This is a genomic window from Enterococcus sp. DIV1368b (genome assembly GCF_050529595.1).
In the GTDB taxonomy this organism is placed as follows: Bacteria; Bacillota; Bacilli; order Lactobacillales; family Enterococcaceae; genus Enterococcus_B; species Enterococcus_B mundtii.
Genome location: NZ_CP172883.1, coordinates 1,035,076 through 1,052,329, shown reverse-complemented (window position 1 = coordinate 1,052,329; position 17,254 = coordinate 1,035,076). Strand labels below are relative to the sequence as shown.

General features: G+C 38.1%; 15 protein-coding genes and 9 tRNA genes. 3 read left to right on the top strand and 21 right to left on the bottom strand.

Annotation, left to right across the window (positions count from 1 at the left end; all coding sequences use genetic code 11):
* Positions 1-27: 27 nt before the first annotated feature.
* The 3 genes from IGJ19_RS04995 to IGJ19_RS04985 are packed head-to-tail and all read right to left on the bottom strand — an operon-like array spanning position 28 to position 1,083.
* Positions 28-435, bottom strand: a complete 408-nt coding sequence (locus IGJ19_RS04995) for a hypothetical protein (protein ID WP_430604454.1) — start codon at positions 433-435, stop codon at positions 28-30.
* Between the two features lie 19 nt (positions 436-454).
* Positions 455-709 carry a hypothetical protein gene (locus IGJ19_RS04990; RefSeq protein ID WP_100917241.1) on the bottom strand — a complete coding sequence of 85 codons (255 nt, stop codon included), beginning with the start codon at positions 707-709 and terminating at the stop codon, positions 455-457.
* Positions 706-1,083 carry a hypothetical protein gene (locus tag IGJ19_RS04985; protein ID WP_071868029.1) on the bottom strand — a complete coding sequence of 126 codons (378 nt, stop codon included), beginning with the start codon at positions 1,081-1,083 and terminating at the stop codon, positions 706-708. The genes IGJ19_RS04990 and IGJ19_RS04985 overlap by 4 nt, the downstream gene beginning before the upstream one ends.
* A 490-nt stretch (positions 1,084-1,573) precedes the next feature.
* Between IGJ19_RS04985 and IGJ19_RS04980 the strand changes: the two genes are divergently transcribed.
* Positions 1,574-2,794, top strand: coding sequence for an MFS transporter (locus IGJ19_RS04980; protein WP_086334473.1), 1,221 nt, complete (start codon positions 1,574-1,576; stop codon positions 2,792-2,794).
* A 152-nt stretch (positions 2,795-2,946) separates the two neighbouring features.
* Here IGJ19_RS04980 and IGJ19_RS04975 read toward each other — a convergent pair whose 3' ends face one another.
* The 7 genes from IGJ19_RS04975 to IGJ19_RS04945 form a co-directional block, all read right to left on the bottom strand.
* Positions 2,947-3,615, bottom strand: coding sequence for a DUF624 domain-containing protein (locus IGJ19_RS04975; RefSeq protein ID WP_071868031.1), 669 nt, complete (start codon positions 3,613-3,615; stop codon positions 2,947-2,949).
* A gap of 12 nt (positions 3,616-3,627) precedes the next feature.
* A complete protein-coding gene (locus IGJ19_RS04970; protein ID WP_430604561.1) occupies positions 3,628-4,416 on the bottom strand; it encodes a carbohydrate ABC transporter permease in 789 nt (262 codons plus the stop codon).
* Between the two features lie 61 nt (positions 4,417-4,477).
* Positions 4,478-5,374 (bottom strand): carbohydrate ABC transporter permease, encoded by an 897-nt coding sequence (locus IGJ19_RS04965; protein ID WP_430604453.1) that lies wholly within the window; start codon positions 5,372-5,374, stop codon positions 4,478-4,480.
* A 218-nt stretch (positions 5,375-5,592) separates the two neighbouring features.
* The gene (locus IGJ19_RS04960) at positions 5,593-6,858 is read right to left on the bottom strand and encodes an ABC transporter substrate-binding protein (protein WP_074801828.1); all 1,266 of its coding nucleotides are present in this window, start codon (positions 6,856-6,858) and stop codon (positions 5,593-5,595) included.
* 35 nt (positions 6,859-6,893) lie between these two features.
* Positions 6,894-8,027, bottom strand: a complete 1,134-nt coding sequence (locus IGJ19_RS04955) for a glycoside hydrolase family 88 protein (RefSeq protein WP_430604452.1) — start codon at positions 8,025-8,027, stop codon at positions 6,894-6,896.
* Positions 8,028-8,038: 11 nt separating this feature from the next.
* Complete coding sequence (locus IGJ19_RS04950; RefSeq protein WP_430604451.1) at positions 8,039-9,826, bottom strand: DUF2264 domain-containing protein; 1,788 nt, start codon at positions 9,824-9,826, stop codon at positions 8,039-8,041.
* Complete coding sequence (locus IGJ19_RS04945) at positions 9,735-10,040, bottom strand: hypothetical protein (RefSeq protein WP_260697412.1); 306 nt, start codon at positions 10,038-10,040, stop codon at positions 9,735-9,737. The genes IGJ19_RS04950 and IGJ19_RS04945 overlap by 92 nt, the downstream gene beginning before the upstream one ends.
* A gap of 331 nt (positions 10,041-10,371) precedes the next feature.
* Between IGJ19_RS04945 and IGJ19_RS04940 the strand changes: the two genes are divergently transcribed.
* On the top strand, positions 10,372-11,427 hold the full coding sequence (locus IGJ19_RS04940) for a LacI family DNA-binding transcriptional regulator (protein ID WP_066025597.1): 1,056 nt from the start codon (positions 10,372-10,374) through the stop codon (positions 11,425-11,427).
* Positions 11,428-11,608: 181 nt separating this feature from the next.
* Here IGJ19_RS04940 and IGJ19_RS04935 read toward each other — a convergent pair whose 3' ends face one another.
* Together IGJ19_RS04935 and IGJ19_RS04930 are read right to left on the bottom strand one after the other, a co-directional pair.
* Positions 11,609-13,282, bottom strand: coding sequence for a hypothetical protein (locus IGJ19_RS04935; protein WP_430604450.1), 1,674 nt, complete (start codon positions 13,280-13,282; stop codon positions 11,609-11,611).
* A 3-nt stretch (positions 13,283-13,285) separates the two neighbouring features.
* A complete protein-coding gene (locus IGJ19_RS04930) occupies positions 13,286-14,134 on the bottom strand; it encodes a discoidin domain-containing protein (protein ID WP_430604449.1) in 849 nt (282 codons plus the stop codon).
* A 593-nt stretch (positions 14,135-14,727) separates the two neighbouring features.
* On the opposite strand from IGJ19_RS04930, the gene IGJ19_RS04925 reads away from it, so the two are divergent.
* Positions 14,728-16,239: a helix-turn-helix domain-containing protein gene (locus IGJ19_RS04925; RefSeq protein WP_430604448.1), complete on the top strand. Its 1,512-nt coding sequence runs from the start codon at positions 14,728-14,730 to the stop codon at positions 16,237-16,239.
* 169 nt (positions 16,240-16,408) lie between these two features.
* On the opposite strand, the gene IGJ19_RS04920 is transcribed toward IGJ19_RS04925, so the two are convergent.
* The 9 genes from IGJ19_RS04920 to IGJ19_RS04880 all read right to left on the bottom strand — a co-directional run bounded on the left by IGJ19_RS04920 (position 16,409) and on the right by IGJ19_RS04880 (position 17,254).
* Positions 16,409-16,492: transfer RNA gene (locus tag IGJ19_RS04920), tRNA-Leu, on the bottom strand.
* Between the two features lie 17 nt (positions 16,493-16,509).
* A tRNA-Gln gene (locus IGJ19_RS04915) sits at positions 16,510-16,581 on the bottom strand.
* Positions 16,582-16,590: 9 nt separating this feature from the next.
* Positions 16,591-16,663, bottom strand: a tRNA-His gene (locus IGJ19_RS04910).
* Positions 16,664-16,727: 64 nt separating this feature from the next.
* Positions 16,728-16,812, bottom strand: a tRNA-Leu gene (locus tag IGJ19_RS04905).
* Between the two features lie 16 nt (positions 16,813-16,828).
* A tRNA-Cys gene (locus tag IGJ19_RS04900) sits at positions 16,829-16,899 on the bottom strand.
* Positions 16,900-16,937: 38 nt separating this feature from the next.
* Positions 16,938-17,009 (bottom strand) — tRNA-Gln (locus IGJ19_RS04895).
* A 9-nt stretch (positions 17,010-17,018) separates the two neighbouring features.
* Positions 17,019-17,091, bottom strand: a tRNA-His gene (locus IGJ19_RS04890).
* Positions 17,092-17,093: 2 nt separating this feature from the next.
* Positions 17,094-17,167: transfer RNA gene (locus IGJ19_RS04885), tRNA-Trp, on the bottom strand.
* 6 nt (positions 17,168-17,173) lie between these two features.
* Positions 17,174-17,254: transfer RNA gene (locus IGJ19_RS04880), tRNA-Tyr, on the bottom strand.

Below are 17,254 nucleotides of genomic sequence, written 5' to 3'. Positions count from 1 at the left end.
ATACACCAAACTACTATTTTACCAAAATCATCCCTCTTCCTCCTGACCGTTGGAATAAGTTACTTTTACTTGGGTATAGGTTATCCCTTCAATTTGTACATGTCTATCTACAATTCCATAATCATCAACTTCTTGACTATGATTTCCAAATCCAAAATCAAAATAGACGGATTGTCCTTTTGAATTTTTCATAGTCACTACCTTTCTGTATGAAACTGTCACACTGTTATATCCTGTTTTTTCAAATTTCACTTCTCCAATATCCGCAAATGTATTTTTCAAAGCTTGGACCGATTCTTTTTCTGCCATTAATAATTCTTGTGCTTTTCTTTCTTCTCTCTTATCGATGTATACTTTCCCGCCGATTCCAATCATTACCAAACTAATTATTACTGTGATGCCTATTAACATTTGTCTTTTCATTCGTTTATTCATTTTCTATATCCTTAATATCTTATATATTTGTTCGTGCATAACAAATCACTACTCGGGAAGTATCAACGTTCCCTTTTTCATCCAACGGAGCGACTGCCATAGCTTGCATGCCATCTGAACCAAAGTTCTCTTGAATCTTTAAAATTTTATATTTTTTATCTATTTTAAAAATAGTTCCCTCTGTCATATCTGAATCATATTTCTTATCATCATTTTGATCTAACCGATATACTTTATCACTAAATTCTTGATATTCTTTATCACTAAATGTCATAGTTTACCCTCCATATTATTTGAGAATACGATATGGATCGGTTCTTTTGTGATCCCTTCTTTTTGAACATTTACATTATTGATAATATATGAACCAATTTCATTTCTCTCTTTCCAAAAAGAAAAAGAAAATGAGTCACGTTCCCCTTTTTTATTTTTGATTGTTACAAATAGGGTGTATGAACCTGTCATTTCATTTTTAGCAGAACGTTCAAATTTAACTTCTGCAATATCCGCAAATGTATTTTTTAATACTTGGACCGATTGCTTCTCGACTGCTAACAATTCTTGCGCTTTTCTTTCTTCCCTGTTATCCATGTATACTTTCCCGCCGATTCCAATCATTACCAAACTGATCAGCACTACTATACCCATTAAAAGTTGTTTGTTCGTTTTCTCATCTCTCCCTCTTTTCCTTTCAAAAATAAAGTTTCGCTTCTCTATTTAATAGATACGTCAAAGACAATCAAAAAACGAAAAACTGAGAAACATCCTCTAAACAATTTATCAGCTACTTCTCCATCAAAATAAATCGTTATTTAATAGTTGCTCATTTTTGGAAAATCCAAAATCAATGCGGTTGATTCATCTTTATATTTAAGGATTCAATTTCACTACTATCTCTTAGATCAATTTATTACGCAACTCATCCTATCATTTTTACATTGTTATTTATTACATTCCTAATAAAAGATCTTTTTAGTATCATAATCGTTTGCATGAGTACTTCCCTCCTATTTGTTCTTTACAAATTTTTTTAGATATGATAAATTCGTGACAGCAATTAGGACACATTCTCCGAAAAACCCTTTTGGGCATATAAATTGTTAAGCACATGATTTATATCAAAAGGGAGAGAATACAAATGTCAAAAATTATTTATGATGAAAAGAATTGGAAAACGAACATAGCATACTTACTAACATCGCAAGCCATCTCAATGATCGGAACGATGTTGGTACAGTATGCTATTATTTGGCATGTCACATTATCAACCCAATCAGGAACGATGGTTGGGTTGATGAACGCTATTGGCATCTTACCAATGGTGCTGGTCATGCCTTTTGCAGGAGCACTTGCTGATCATTACGACCGAAAAAAAATCGCTATTTTATCTGATAGCTGCGTTGCACTTGCTTCTTTGTTCATGGCGATTTTATTGATGATAAACAAAGAAATGGAGCATAATCTTTTCTTATTATTGGGACTGATATTCATTCGCTCTGTAGGTCAAGGATTTCAAACGCCTGCTGTCTCTTCGCTCATTCCACAAATTGCCAAAGAAAAGCACTTAGTACGGATCAACGGCATTGATCAAACGATCCAAGCTGTGATGATGCTTGCAAGTCCTGCATTAGCAGCAACATTACTGACAGTTTTACCTTTAGAGATGATATTGATGATCGACTTTGTGACAGCGGTTATCGGTGTGACTATGCTGTTTTTTCGAGTAACAGTTTCCCCAATGAAATCTCAAGAAACAAATAAAATAAACGTGTTATCCGAAATAAACTCAGGTATCAAATACCTCCGTACTCATAAAATCCTGCTCGCACTGATCCTTGTTGGTTTTATGGGCAGTATATTTTCTACACCTGCTGCAAATTTAGCGCCTTTACAAATCACTCGTAATTTTCATGACGGACTATGGCAGCTATCAGCCATTGAGATTGGTTTTGCTGCTGGGATGTTAGTTGGAGGATCTGTGATGAGTACTTGGGGAGGTTTCAAAAATAAAATCAAAACGATTGCTTTAGGCTATTCATTGTTGGTCATCCCTTTTATTTTGTTAGGTCTGACATCAAATTTCTGGCTGTATTTCGCCATGATGGTAGCAATTGGTTTTGTTGTGCCCATCTCACGAACTGCTATGGTTTCATTCTTCCAAGCAAAAACCGATCATGCACATATGGGGCGTGTCATGAGTTTAGTAACAATGGCAATCAGTATTGCTTCACCGGCTACGATGTTGATTTTAGGTCCATTAGCAGATGTCATCTCAATTGATTGGATCATGACTGCAAGCGGGCTGTTCCTGATACCACTTGTCCTATGGCTATTGGTTGGAAAAAGCTTTCGATTCTAGTATCTATTGAACTTTCCCCTATATCTTCGTGGCACTGATCAATGAATATTATTCAAAATGAATATTATTCAAAATGATTAGCCCCCAAAAGTTAGATTTTTGGTCTCACTTTTGGGGGCTGGTTGTTTTTCAAATTTTTTATTCTTTAGCGTCTACTGATTTTGACTTAAATGTCGATAGGTCTGCTTACAGTTCAAATAAATCAAGCCTAGAAATAAACAGGGAGTGAGTAAGAAACCAAATTGGGGCTTAACGACCATCACGATCAGCAAAAGAAACACCAAAATAGTATTCAATAAACTAATGTACCACTTTTTCAATACATAATAGAAAGAGACGTGGTAGATTTTTCGTATGGAGATTTCTGGATTTCTTACTTGGAGATAAAAGTTATTCGCGATCAGACTAATAGCTAAGATGATCAATAAGAAAAAGAAAGGAATGAGCCATTTTCCGATTGGTTGGTGCATGAAAAACAGGATATCGACAAAAGAGATCACGATTACAAGATATCCTGGACCACCTAAGTACATACTTTTTTTCCATGCCCGGCGATACAATTGAAAAAAAGTTTTGACTGGAACTTCGTTTTCTTGGATTCCCTCAACAAACCAGGCAAAAATTGTCATGGCGGCAGGTAAGAAAAAAAACAGACTTCCTAAGAAAATGAGGCTATTCCTGATATCGATCGCAGTAGTTACTACGACTAAAAAAAATGGGAGATTCACCAGTAATAAGCATAGATTGCCCGCCAGAAAACTATATGCTAAACGAAACAGCTTCATGTAAACATTCGTTTCAAATGTTTGCTTTTTAAACATAGTCTTTCCTTTCTATCCTTTGACCCCAGAAGAAGCAATACCTTCAACAAAATATTTTTGCATGGCTAAAAAGACAATCGCAACTGGTAAAACAGACAACACAGACGCTGCCATGATCAAGGCATATTCCGTATCGTACAAGCCAACGAACATTTTCAATCCTAATTGGATCGTTTTGTTTTCTGTAGATGACAGATAAATGAATGGTCCCATGTAGTCATTCCATGTATTGACAAAAGTGATGATCGTCAAACTAGCCAAAGCTGGTTTAGTCAATGGTAAGATGATCCTGCGATAGATGCCCCATTCGGATAATCCATCAATTCTTGCACTTTCACAAAGTGAATCGGGAATACTACTATAGTATTGTTTCAATAAAAATACGCCAAATGCACTAAATGCTTGTAACAAAATCAAAGAAAGTAACGTATCAGATAATCCTAATTGCCGCATCATGATAAATTGTGGGATCATATAGGATTGCCATGGAACAGCGATCGTACCAATATATGCAAGAAAAAGAAGATTTCTTCCTTTAAAATGCATTTTAGAGAAACCATAAGCAGCAAAGCTTGATGTAAATAACTGGATCAACGTGATCACGATACTTAAAATGGCTGTATTTTTAAAAAAGGTCAATAATGGAATGCGTGTCCAAATGACCGAATAGTTTTCTGGATGCCAGGTTTTAGGTATCCATTGGATTGGAACCGAAAAGACATCATTGTTCGTTTTGAATGATGCTGAGATCATCCAGATAAACGGAATTAACGTAAGCAGTGAAAAAATTAGAAGCAACATAAACACGAGTATTTTATGAAACGATTTTTTTTCTAAACGATTGTTCATCCGTTCTCCTCCCTTAGACTTTCTCTTGGATCTGATTCCATTTAAACTGGATAACTGTAATCACAAGGACGATTACAAACAAGACCATAGCGATCGCTGAAGCATAGCCGAAATTGAATTTTACGAACGCTTCACTATAAACTTGGTAAACTAACACATTAGTCGCACGCCCCGGTCCTCCATCGGTCATCACTTGGACAAGGTCAAAAATCTTGAAGCAGTTGATAACCAACATGATCGTTACAAAAAAGGTTGTTGGGCGCAATGCAGGCACGGTGATGTGGATGAATTGTTTCCATTTATTCGCACCATCCATTGCAGCTGCTTCGTACAATTCTTTCGAGATCCCTTGTAAGCCAGCTAAGTATAAAATCATGTAGTACCCCATCCCTCGCCAGACACTAACGATAATGATCGCTGTCAATGCCCAATCTGAACTAGACAACCAACCTGGGGGATTTTCGATAACCATACGTAAAAACTGGTTGATCGGTCCCATGGTGGGATGGAACAACATGCTCCACACCACTGCGATTGCAACTAATGATGTGACATATGGAAAGAAAAAAGCCGTCCGAAAAAATTTGACTCCTCTTATTTTCTGATTCAACAATATGGCCAAGCCCAATGAACAAATCAATGTCAACGGAACAACACCGATCGTATACAAAAAGGTATTTTTAAGAGAGATCCAAAATGTATCATCCGATAACATGCGAGTGAAATTTTGCATACCAACAAATTCGGGTGTACTAAAGGAATCCCATTTCATAAAGGCTAAAATCAATGAAAAAATAACTGGTACTAAAGTAAAAATCAAAAATCCAATAAAGTTCGGTGCAATAAATGACCAGGCAATCAACGTATTTTTACGTTTTAATTTGTGTGAAGCTGATTTCGTTACTTCCATAGCTTGATGTCAAAAAAACCAACTGGTTCTTTTAACGCTCCCCCTTTCATTAAAGGCAATTACAGGTATTCCTGTTAGCTATATACTGAAGGCTTAGAGACAGCTCCTTCAGCATATAGTTGACAAGATAGCGGAGGAAAATCATTTATCCCCCTTATTTATTTGATATGAAAATGAAAGAAATCTTACACCTTCAAGACAAATCGTCTCACACCTTTTTATTCACTTTCTTGTTTTACTCGTTTTTCCATATTACCAACTGCTTCTTTTGGTGTTTCGTCTCCTACTAAAATCAGTTCATGTTCTTCTTGTAAAATCTTATCGATAGCTGGTCCGTTTTCATCCACTGGAAACTCAATGGCGATCTTCTCTGGCGTGAAAGCTGTTTGTGAGACTTCGTCATTTGGCATTCCCTTACGGCTAAAGTACAACTCATTGATCGCATCTGTGCGATAAGAAGGTACTACACCTACTTCTGCTAACACTTTAGCTCCCGCTTCACCCGAACAAAAATCAAGGAACTTTTGCGCTAGTTCTTGTTGTTTCGAGTTCTTATTGATCGCAAAGGCTGTTGGTGACCCAAATGTTTGGATTTCCTTTCCTTTTTCATTTTGTGGCATTTGAGAAATCCCCCACTCCACATCTGTTGTTCCAGCATCAATATTTGTCAATAATGCGCCCATGTACCAAGAACCCATGTACATCATGGCTGCCTTGGAGTTTTCAAATTGAGATTGATAGGTCACATTCGTTGATTTAGCTGTACCAAAGTCCATCTGTGCTTGGTCTTCTTGCATCCGCAATACACGGTCATAGTACGCACCTAAAAATCCATAATCTGGCTCGACCAGATTTTTATTATTTTGCGCAGCAGCAATCGCTTGGACAGTCGAGCGCCAAGTATGTTGGTAAGCACCGTATACTTGCTCTTCTGGTTTTGAAAGTTTTTTCGCCAAGTCTTCGTATTCTTCCCAAGTCAAATTATCTGGATAAGGTAACCCTGCTTCATCAAATAACTTTTTGTTATAATAAAGTACCCAAAAATCGGTACGATAAGGTTGTGCATACGTTTTCCCATCAATGTCATACATCTCATAGGTCTCTACAGCAGGAGCCGTGTCTAAGTCGTTGATATGTGAAGATAGATCCACCAATTGATCTCTTAATGCATAATTTGAATAAGACAAGAGATTTTTCATCGTCAACACGTCTGTCGAATCTCCGCTGGCTAACATCGTGGTCAATTTCGTATCATAATCATCTGAAGCAATATCGACTGGTTTCACCGTTACCCCTGGATTTTCCTTTTCAAATGCCCGAAAAAGTTTGTCAAATTCTGGCGTAGTATCATAATTCCACGTACTGACCGTCAACACCATTCCATCCGTTTGATCTTGTGCTTGGTTTTCATTTCCGCATGCCCCCAACCATAGCCCTCCACTAACAAGTAATCCAGCAACTAAACTTTTTTTCCAAAACTTCATATTCCAATTCCCTCCATTTCTTTCATCTTAGTTTTTTACCAGTAACTGTACCAAACTTTTTTCAGTCTTATCAGGGCTTCTACATAGTAGTAATCCCCCCAGATCATGCACTCCTTCACTCCTTTATTTGATTTTTTGTCATAAACACCTTCAAGCAATAAGCCGTTCGATTGTGGCGAATCCACACTTGTATAATTAGTTGATAACGTTTTCATAATTGCGATAGCAACAGTTTGATAATATTCTTTTTTCGGATCGCTTAATGGCAGTTGCTTCGCCAGTTCCAATAAACCACACACCGCGATTGCCGCAGCGGACGTGTCTCTTTCTTCACCACTGCCATCATGAAATACTAAATCCCAATAACAGATAGTGTCTTCTGGTAAGCAGTCGATGAAATAGTCAGCTAGTTTTTTTGCTGTTTCTAAAAACGTGTAATCACCTGTATGATTATAACTCAGTGTAAAACCATAGATTCCCCATGCTTGCCCACGCGCCCAACAAGAATCATCTGAAAACCCTTGTTGTGTCTTCCCACCGATTGCTTTGCCAGTTTTCGGATCAAAATAATACGTATGGTATGTCGTAAAATTATCACGAACGATGTAACGTTGTGTTTGTTTGGCATGGGCATAGGCAGCTTCTTTATAACTACTCTCTCCCGTCATATTAGATGCAAAATACAGAAGTGGTAAGTTCATCAAACAATCGATGATCATACGCCCACGTTGGTGCTCATCCTCTAAATCTCCCCAAGCTTGAATGATCTGCGTATTATCGTCATAACGCTTCATCAGCCGATCCGCTGCTTGAATTGCTAATTTTTTTGAAGATTCCCGCCGGTTCACTTGATAATCAGCGACTGCTGAGAGTGTGTACAAAAAACCGATATCATGTGTTTCAAGCGCAATGTCATTTTCAAGGCGTTGGCGAAAAGATGCCAATTGTTTTTCGATCGTTGCATCAACCGCTTGGTCATTCGTCAGTTCTTTTACTAGGAAGAGCATCCCTATCCAAAAACTAGCTGTCCAATCCGTGTTTTCCTCTGGAACGTAGACAAGGTCTACGCTCGCAGCAGGTGGTACGGTATCTTGAAAAAGTGTCAGATTTTTTTTGACTTTATTAGTTACAAAATCAATTTCATGTGTCAACCAATCAAATTGTGTCATTCCTACCTCCATTATCTAATCGTTAGTTCGATCGTTTGATTCTTTTGTTGGATCAGTAATTTTTGTCCTTTTTGCTCAATAACTGGCTGGATCACTGTTTCATCAGGTAAAGTCCCTGAAACAAGGGACACAAGCAAGTGTTTGCCTGAGGAGATCTCAGCTGAGACAAAAGGTAACATCGTACGTGGGTAAAAGAGATTCGTATTTGGTTCCGTTCGCACAACATCCGCTTTTTCATACCCGATGATGCCCTCGATCTTTGAAATTCCGATACTTGTTTTTGCTTCGATACTTAACGCCTCTGCTTTTGGCAAAGTCTGTTCGAGAGGGACACTAAAACCTCCGTCATACGCATGTATAGCATCTGTTGTTTCAATTTCATGGACTCTGACGTGACAGTTTTCCAGTGGAACGATCGTGGAATGGATTTTGACGTCTTCCCACGGAGACCATTCATGGATGATACGATCAGGTAGAACAGAAAAATCTAGGTCTAACCCTTTCGGACGGAAATAATGACCATCTTTTGCCAAAGCTAACGTACTGTCGTAGGCACCTTCGTAATACCAATAATCAGATTTTGGGACACTGAAACCGAAGCGTGTCGAATAGACGAATTTACTATATTTGGCATGTGGGAAGCTTTGCTGATTGACAAACTGCCCAGCTGGGAAAGCTTGAAGATGCGTTAATGACTGATTATATTGGTAAAAATTTTTACTTTCCGGCATTGCTAGTGTCTTTTCTTCAATTTGTAGTGGACATATTTCTGCTTGCCAATACGGATGATCATCAGGTACAGCTAATAAGAGAAAACTCTTCATTGCCCAATAGGGAGAACCCGGTCCGTTATACCCTTCCCCAAACACTAGATTTTGATAATGATATCCAACAGTTAGAAGCCCATCTGTCGAGAAAATCTCTTTATCCATCCAGTTTTCTAAATGACGACTAAGCAATCCTTTGATTTCACCCCAAGGGAGTGCTTCCACATCCGCGAACACCAAGGCACTGAAAAAGCTCGCTTGGGCAAAGCGGTATGTCAAGCTACGTCCAAAAGGTAATGCTTCGCCATTCGCATCAAACCAATATTTAAATGTTTGAGCAAAAAGAACGGCCCGCTCTTTGATCCGTTTTGTGCGGACTGGATCTTCCTCTGCCATAAAATGGGCATATACTAAGCTGTAATAGTGGATTGCAAATGAGACGTAGTAATCATATTGCGTATCTGCCCCATCAAAATACCAACCATCGTCATTGTAAAAATGCTCGATCACTTCAAAATCTTGATCGATTTGTTGCTGTGAGTAGGATTTGCCACATTTTTTCAATGCGATATTCACCAATATACGGAAAAAATACCAATTATTTTTAGGGATTTTACGCGAATTCACTGTGAATAACCACTCTGCCAGGTTCGTCTGTTCCCTCGAAGTTAAACGTCCCCAGATTTTTTCAGGATTCAAAAGGAGCGTCGTACTTATTGAAGCCATCTCGACAATCAACTGATCATAGTCTGTTACTGTCCCCCAATACTCATCACTCTGTGGATCAGTCCCTGCAATGATTCCTTTCAGATAATCAGATGCTAATTCAGCACCATCTTCGTCGACCAGATAAGGACCAACTCCCCAGAGTGGACGTAAAAATGCTTCAACTTCTCTTGTTGCCTCTGAATAGACGGTCCCATGTGTTCCTAGTTTTAATTTACCCGGTTGATTTTTGTAATAAGGACGTAACGGTGCCATTAACTGGCGAAAATTTTCTTGCCATTGTTTTTTTGTACGAAATTGTTGCATGTATATTCTTCCTTTCAATTAAAAATCCTTTGATAAAACCATAATATTCTCCGTAAACGATCACTTCATCGCCCACATTGATTGTTGTTGCTTGTTCATTGAATACTTGGTAATCACTTGAACCACTTCTCAGAATAAAGCGATCGCCTTTTTCTATTTGTTCTTGAGCATCTGATCGTATAATTTTTCCTTCGATTTTTACCCACTGATGCAACGGGACCTCTGCTGACTGATATTCTTTTTCAGTAAAAACATGCGCCTTTTGCTGGATTTCTTCTTTGATTTGATTCTCAAAAGCCTTCTCTTGTTGTCGGCTATTTGTTTGACATCCTGTACAAAAACTAACGATAAAAATAAATTGTAATCCGAAGAGAAATCGTTTGATTTGTCTCCCCTCCTAATGAAATCGTTTTCTTTTACTAAATTTTACCTAAAATTAGTAAAAAGTCAACATTTTTTTGGTAAAAAAATAAATATTTTTACTTGCCTTTTTACTGAAATTACCTATACTATAATTAATAAAGTCTATTATCCGGAGGTAGCTTATGGCGACGATCACCGACATCGCAAAGGAAGCAGGCGTATCGATTTCTACTGTTTCACGCGTTTTAAATTATGATGATACACTCTCAGCAACAGAAGAAACCAAACGTAAAGTTTTCGAAATTGCTGAAAAGCTGAACTACACTAAATATAAAAAGAAGGCAAAAAAAAATGGCAATTCCCACTCAGCAAATGAACTGTTGAAAAAAAAAGGTGTCCTTGGTTTGATTACTTGGCGCACGAGTGACGAAGAACTGGAAGATATTTATTACATGTCCATTCGTTTAGCTGCCGAAAAACGTGCAGTAGAACTTGGCTATCACGTCATTAACTTTTCCCAAAACGAACAACATCAAATCCAAGCAGTCGATGGCATCTTAGCAATCGGTAAATTCACGCAAGAAAAAATTGATGAATTAAATACTACTGCGCCAAATCTATGCGTCGTCGGATCAAATTTTCCTTTTCACGATTATGACTGTGTCAATACTGATTTTGGTCAAGCCACTGAAGTCGCACTTACTCATCTCTTAGATTTAGGACATAAAAAGATTGCCTATATCGGTGCAGAAGAAAGTGCCAATCTCTACGGGTATCGAACCTACAAAACACCAACGACTAATACGTATATCGATATGATGAAACATCATCAGCTATTCGACGAAAAATATTTTTTCGTAAAAGAAAATAGTTCTCTTGACGTCAAAACGAGTGAATCACTGACAGAAAAAGCCTTAGCACAATGGCAAGACGATCTACCGACTGCCATTTTAGCCGCAAATGATGCTTTTGCTATCGGTATCATCCATACATTGAATGCTCATCAGATCCAAGTACCTAAACAGATCAGCGTGATGGGTATCAATGATTTATCAATTTCTCGCTACATCACGCCACCCCTTTCAACGGTCAGAGCTTATACAGAGGAAATGGGCGAAACAGGCATCAATCTTTTACACGAACGTATCCACTCCCCGGGTATTGCGAAACGAATCCTATTAGATACAGAATTAATCGTCCGTGGCTCAACTACCCCACCAAATAAAAAGAACTCATGATTGATAGATGAACTTCCGATAAATAAGCTAGAAAACCCGAATTTTTAAAACTTTGGGGTTTTCTAGCTTATTTACGAAGGAATTGCTTCTGAAACACCATTTATTCCCTTGCGAGGATGTGTGTGTCACTACCTTATTCCATTAAACAAGGCGCACGCTTATCGCTGATAATCACGTGTCCTCATTTACTTTTGATCACAATCTCGATCTGGATTGTTTCTTCTTTCAGCAACTGATAAGTCGCTTGGATCAGCGTAGCTTCATTTTTTTGGCCATAGTGATCGAAATAACTTTCTCTGATCAACTGCACAGGTTTTGAAAAATACATCTCACACTTTTCTTTTTCTCCTGTGATACATACCGTTTTTCCTATAACTTCCACTGGATTTGTCGTTATAAAATTTTCAATAACTAACTGATTTTCTTTTTCGAATGTAAATGCATCACTCAAAACAAGTTGTCGTTTCGAACGATCCACTTCTATTGTCCGATCCATCTGGCGTAGTCCTATCTGCGAAGGATACGTGGAAGCCAATTCGGTCTTGAAGACTCCACCAGTTCTCGTTGATTGAAAACTCGTATCTTCCGCTGAAACAGCTCCAGGTAATTGGTAACTGTTCGCAACGATAGGTATGCTATGCCCAAGCGCGCTGTTCACTAAGAAAAGATAACGTGTTTTTTCACCAAAGTAATCTTTTGTATATTCTCCCGCCCCAAGATCGGTAAGAAATAAGTCTTCTCTCGTACCAAATACGAAATGACCAATATCTATATGATTATGGCTTTCATCATTTCGTCCTCCCTTTGCTGCAAACACCAGATTTTCTTTCGGAGATCTAAGAACGCCCCATGCCACATCCTCAAAATAATGAATGATTTCGTTTTGATCATTCAAAATATGCTGGTTTGACCAGAGTAAATTACGTAATAAAGGGGCAAAACGATAACAATGATCAAAATCTAAATCATTGATTCTCTCAACTTCGGGAATGGCGACATGAAACCTTTCCTGACAGAAACTCAATAATCCACTTGGTAAATCCGCTGGGTGGTAGTCGGAAAACGGTATAGCCTCTGTTTCAGCGAGCATCACATCATTAGGGAAAGCCGCGATTTTTTTCACTTTATCACCCAACAGATAGCGGTCATCATCATAAACTTGTTGGTACTTTTCTGCAAAATAAATATAATAACCAAATCCGTATGCCCAATAGCTGACGCCTTCCTCACATGCGCCATCCATACCAAAACTTCGTAAATAAGAGGCCATACAACGATCTACCTTCCTCAATATCTCCGCTTGTAATTCATCGCCTTTTTCTTGTATATCCAAGGCAGCCATACCAATCGAACCACCTACAACCGCACTCCAATTGTTTTCAAATGATTCAAACGGCCATGTGTTTGTTACAAAAGGAACGAAGAGTCGTCGATCGATTTCCGACCGGATTCGAAACGTCAAGAGCTCAGATAATTCTTTCTCAAACAGCTTGACTATCTCTGCTAACATTTGTCCTGTCTCAGCTGCAAATAAATCGATCCATGTCGGTGCATCCACACGAAAGTGATTCGCTTCAATTGGTAAATGAGCTGGTAAACTCCAACTATACTCATTGCAGATCTCCCATAAAACTTGTTCTAACCCTTCAACTACTTTGGCTTCTTTTTTTTGCAATAAGGACAACGCCAAGACAGTAGCATGTTTACGTCTTGCAAAGTAAGCCTTCTCAAAAACCAATCGCTCTCCAGTCGTCAAAAACTCTCTATATCCCGATACTGGCAACTCAGAAACTACTTTATTCGTAAGATACTCTTTTTTGGCTTCCAACAGTTGCATCAAAAAGTATTTTTTCATTGCTTATCCTTTCATCGGCTGGTCATTCATGCCCCACAGTTCAATTTGCGTCAATGCAGGAAACGGCGACGGGTCATTCGCTTGAATAAGATCACAAAAGCGAATAGCTTTGGTCTTTCTTGCACTAAATGAAAAATATTGTGGTTGAGCTGTTTTTTCGGTCGAAAACGTTTCACTTGTTCCATCATCAAACTGAATCGTCACGTTCGTCCAGTAACTATCATGGGGAAAATCTGCTCGCCATGTAAAGCCAACTTTATCCAATTGAACTTCTCGACCAAAATCAATCGTCAAAGCTGCATCAGCTTGCTGATTGATGCCCCAAGATTGAAATGGGTATGAACCATGAGAATGATTCGCGTATACGCCATCGATCGCATTACACGCAAAGAAAGTGGCATCATTCCTCGTTTCCACATTTGCACTCGCATGTGGATACGCACAGGTTTCTTCTTTTTGATCATGCGGATTCAATGCTAAATTACGATACATCTTCACTTCCTCTTCAGAAGCACAACGAACACTCATATAATGACGTCCCCCAGAAAAACGAGTCTCCGGTCTGGCTTTGATACGATTGGAATGAAATGAAACTTCATAGGTCCATTTATTTCCCGGTAGATAGATCAGTGAACTTTCTAAAGTTTCATCTAGTTTGACCCATAAGTACCTCCCAGACTCATCCATTTCGACAACGATTTGATCTCCTTCTTGGTACTCAAATTTTCTCATAGACAAATGCACAAAATTTTCTGCTGTCACAACTAAATCTTTTTCTATTTCTTCTTCTCCTTGAAAACTTTTTCTTGGAACTCCTTCTTTATCATAAATCGCTAATGTTAACTTCGCCATTTCACTACCCCCTAGTGATCATTTTTATCTATTATAACGTGACTGGCAAGAAAAGAAAACGATTTATTTTACTAAATATTTAGTAATTTAATTTTCGTTATTTAGTTAGAAATACTATTTCCATTTCTAATAAATTCAGAATGAAACTTGCTACTACTAAAACTCAGTCTTACCAACTGAATATCTCACTACATATTTGCATTCATAAAATAAGGTTTTATTTAAAATAAGATTAGATTAAACAAATAAATAACTTCTTATCACTAACTAAAATTACATAAAATCAATTACATTCATTATTAAATTTAATTAAAATGAGATTCAACATAACGATTTATCTATTTAAAATAATATTTCATCTAATTTACAAATGAGTTTAATCGCTCAAAAATAAGCATTATCAAAGATAATATATAAAAGAGCCAATTGAATCATCGCTCATAGACAACAGTTAAATAAAAATGTGAAAATAATGATAAAAAGATTGATTAAATTTTAAATAACTAATACACTATTAGTAATAACTATATTTTCATCTTCTAAAGTGTACTTATTTTCAAATTCTATATTTGTCTTAAAGAAAGGTTCCTCTCATGAATAATTTACCTATGACATTACAATTAGATAATCAATTCAAACGACAGTATAACTTACTACAGTTTATACGTACGCACCAAAGTAAAAATTTAACCCTTAGTGATCTATCACAAAAGTTAGGAACATCAAAACCAACTTTACGAAAAGATATCGATATTATCAATCATTCCTTACCTACGATTGACTTTCAGATTACTTACAATGAACAAGGATTCTTACAAATAGATCCTCAAGAAATCTCTGTCGATTCAGTCATTACTATACTAGCTAAAGATACAACCATTTATCGGATGATGGACCTATTGCTTCATAACAAAACGTATAGTACAGAACAATTATCAGACCACTTGATGATCTCTCGTAGTTCAATTTTCAATATCATTCGTCATATGAATGAAGTACTGAAAGAGTATCGCATATCGATAGCAACCGGCCCGCTCACTTTTATTGGCAAAGAAGAAGATATTCGTTTTTTACTCTTTTCTTTTTATTCAAGCTTTGGTGATAGTCAAATCATCGATTCTGATAGCAATCAACACGCGCAATCAATTATCGCTCATGGTCGAAAAAGTGGGATAACTTTCCTGCATTTTAGCCATTTTCGTTTTTCGCTTTGGTTATCGATTGCTAAAGTTAGAGGGCAGTCTAAAAACTTTTGTCACTTTAACACTAGCACCATTGATTTAGTCAAAAAAAATCGAGGCTACCAACTGATTGAACCTCTGATTGCCTCCTATTATTCTTCACTCTTCAAGCTAACGATTCCTGAATCAGAATCACTATGGCTGTATCTCGTTTTTTTACATTGTGTTTCTTATTCAAATGGGCAAGGATTAGATGAAGAACGAACCTACGCCTTCCGTTGTCAAGAAGATGCAGTGGTGGTCGATGCAGTCCAACGTTTTTTATTACAGGTTTTTCCAAAACAGATGCTGGATAATGGTGCTTTAGACAAAATCGAAGCCTTCTTGATCAATACAAGATTACTCTCAAAGATGAGCCCGTCATATGAAATGACTTCTGTAGCTTTGATTGATTTAATGAAAGAAAAATACCCAGAGCTTTTTCACCTTTGGCTTCAGCATTTAGAGCGATTAAAAATCCATCCGATGTTTGAGTTCACACATCTTGATCACTTAGCAGCTAGCCTAACCACGTTCCATGCAACGATTTTAAGGATCAAGTCACAACAACCTCTGAGGGTCATCGTAGCACTACAAAGTTGCCCCTCGATGGACGATTATATTATTCAAGAAGCAGAATTACTCTTCTTGCGACAAATCTCAGTCAAATTTTTGATTGAACAACCAGTGACAAAAAAAGAAATCAATGATCATCAAGCCAACTTGATCATCTGCAACTATGATCTACATGTGAACGAAGATTTCCCATGTCCGATTCACCGTTTGCCTAATATTCCTACACAAGAGGATTGGACACTTCTAATGGATAGAATCACCCATTTAAATTCAGCCACTTCCACAACAAACTATACAGGCTATTTTTAATCACTTGGATATTTATTTATAAAAAATACCCATTAAATTATTTTGAGATTTCAAATAATTCAATGGGTATTTTTCCTGGCCTATATTATCCGTTCGTATATATGTCTCAATGCCGACAACGTCAAACAAAGAAAAAAGCACCAACGTATAGACTACGTTAATGCCAAAATACCGGCGGCCGGGGTCGAACCGGCACGATCGTGAGATCACTGGATTTTGAGTCCAGCGCGTCTGCCAATTCCGCCACGCCGGCAAATAAATAGATAAAAACTGGGGTAGCTGGATTCGAACCAACGCATGAGGGAGTCAAAGTCCCTTGCCTTACCGCTTGGCTATACCCCAATAATAAAGGGCGAATGATGGGAATCGAACCCACGAGTGTCGGAGCCACAATCCGATGCGTTAACCACTTCGCCACATCCGCCATAATAAAATAATTTGTTATTTAATTTCCGAATAAAAAACTAAGATGTGGTCATCTTAGTTAATACCGGCGGCCGGGGTCGAACCGGCACGCCCTCAACGGGCACTGGATTTTGAGTCCAGCGCGTCTGCCAATTCCGCCACGCCGGCAATGTAATTAGTACTAAGGCGGTAACCGGATTTGAACCGGTGATGAAGGTTTTGCAGACCTCTGCCTTACCACTTGGCTATACCGCCATTATACTATTTTAAGCTATAAATTAATATTTATAGGACTGGGGTAGCTGGATTCGAACCAACGCATGAGGGAGTCAAAGTCCCTTGCCTTACCGCTTGGCTATACCCCAATGAAAAAAGGCGAATGATGGGAATCGAACCCACGAATGTCGGAGCCACAATCCGATGCGTTAACCACTTCGCCACATCCGCCATGGCAGGGGCAGCAGGAATTGAACCCACACTAACGGTTTTGGAGACCGCTGTTCTACCTTTAAACTATGCCCCTATAAAATGGAGGAGAGTGGATTCGAACCACTGAACCCTAAGGAACGGATTTACAGTCCGTCGCGTTTAGCCACTTCGCTACTCCTCC